This window comes from Saccharomonospora iraqiensis subsp. iraqiensis, assembly GCF_000430445.1.
In the GTDB taxonomy this organism is placed as follows: Bacteria; Actinomycetota; Actinomycetes; order Mycobacteriales; family Pseudonocardiaceae; genus Saccharomonospora; species Saccharomonospora iraqiensis.
Genome location: NZ_KE387105.1, coordinates 18248 through 19815, shown reverse-complemented (window position 1 = coordinate 19815; position 1568 = coordinate 18248). Strand labels below are relative to the sequence as shown.

The window sequence follows — 1568 nt, the reverse complement described above, 5'->3', positions numbered from 1 at the left end:
CGCCGGCTCCCCGAACGGGACCGCGCCCACACCCGGGTGGCGGAGGTGTCCCGCCGACCGCCCGCGGTACCGGTCGTGCCCGCGGACACCCCGGTCAGCGCACTGCTCGCCCGCGGTGTCCGCGCCCTCGCCCGGTCACCGCTGCTCGTGGCCCAGGGGACGACGTTCGTGGGAATGGTGCACACCCACGATCTCGGTCTCCGGGCTCCGCCGGGCCGGTGGCGGTGACTGACGCGAGATCGACCGCGGGGATTGGATCGGGCCGGTCGGGTATTCCGGGTACGGAGCCACCGCGGGCGACCGGACCGGTCGTGGACCGCGTCGGACGCGGGACGGCGGCCGGGACCGCGTGGGACAGCGAAGGACGGCGACATGACGCAACCACAGGACAACGCCCCGGTCGTGGTCGGGGTGGACGACAGCGACGCCGCACTGCGCGCGGTCCGCTGGGGGGCGCTCACCGCACTGAAGCACGAGGCCCCGCTGCGACTCGTGCACGCGGCCGGCTTCCCGGACCTCTACGTCGGATCCACCATCCCGCCACCCGAGTCGTTCAAGAAGGAACTGCGGGAGCAGAAGTCCCGGTCGTTGGAGGCCGCCCGCGAGGTGGCCACCGCCACCGGGGTCACCGACGTGCAGACCCGCTTCGAGACCGACCCGCCGATCCCCTGGCTGCTGCACGCCTCACGCACGGCCCGCATGATCGTGCTCGGCTCGTCCGGGCGCACCGGACTGGTGGGGATGATGGTCGGGTCGACGACGCTGGCCCTGGCCACGCACGCGCACTGCCCGGTCGTGTCGGTGCGGTCCGACTATCCCGAGGTGGTCGCCGGGGACGAACGTCCCGTGCTGGTCGGTGTCGACGGCAGCCCGGTCAGCGAACGCGCCATCGGCTACGCCTTCTCCGAGGCGTCCTTCCGTGGTGTCGACCTCCTCGCGGTGCACACCTGGAGCGACGCCGACATGGACGTGTTCACCGACCAGCGGATGTACTTCGACTGGGAGCCCATCCGGGACGTCGAGGAACGCAGGCTGGCCGAACGGCTCGCGGGATGGCGGGAGCAGTACCCGGACGTCACCGTGCACCGGGAGCTGGTGAAGGACCGGCCACGGCACGAGCTGCTCGAACGCAGCGGCCACGCGCAGCTGGTGGTCGTGGGCAGCCGGGGACGCGGCGGTTTCCGCGGGATGCTGCTCGGCTCCACCAGCCAGGCGCTGATCCATCACGCGCAGTGCCCCGTGATGATCGCGCGTCCGGAGAGCGGGTAGGGGCACCGGCGTGCGAGGGCGGTCGGCGCCGTACGCGGCCGTGCACGAGACCCACATCGGGGTGGTGTTCCTCGTCGGCGACGAGGCCTGGAAGCTGAAGAAGCCGGTCGACCTGGGGTTCATCGACCTCTCGACCGTGCGGCGGCGCCGCGAGGTGTGCCGTCGGGAGGTCGAACTGAACCGCAGGCTCGCGCCGGACGTCTACCTCGGCGTCGCCGACCTGTCCGGCCCGGACGGGTCGGACAGGTCGGGCGGGTCGGACGGCCCGGGCGGGTCGGACGGCCCGGGCGGGTCGGACG

1 protein-coding gene and 2 pseudogenes are annotated in these 1568 nt (G+C 73.0%); all 3 read left to right on the top strand.

Going from position 1 to position 1568, the window contains the following annotated elements:
- A pseudogene (locus ACTIR_RS0115285) lies at positions 1-228 on the top strand (hypothetical protein); the annotation flags it as partial.
- 144 nt (positions 229-372) lie between these two features.
- Entirely contained in the window at positions 373-1269 is an 897-nt protein-coding gene (locus ACTIR_RS0115280; RefSeq protein WP_026454933.1) for a universal stress protein, read from the top strand.
- A 10-nt stretch (positions 1270-1279) separates the two neighbouring features.
- Positions 1280-1568 (top strand): annotated as a pseudogene (locus tag ACTIR_RS26730) (hypothetical protein); the annotation flags it as partial.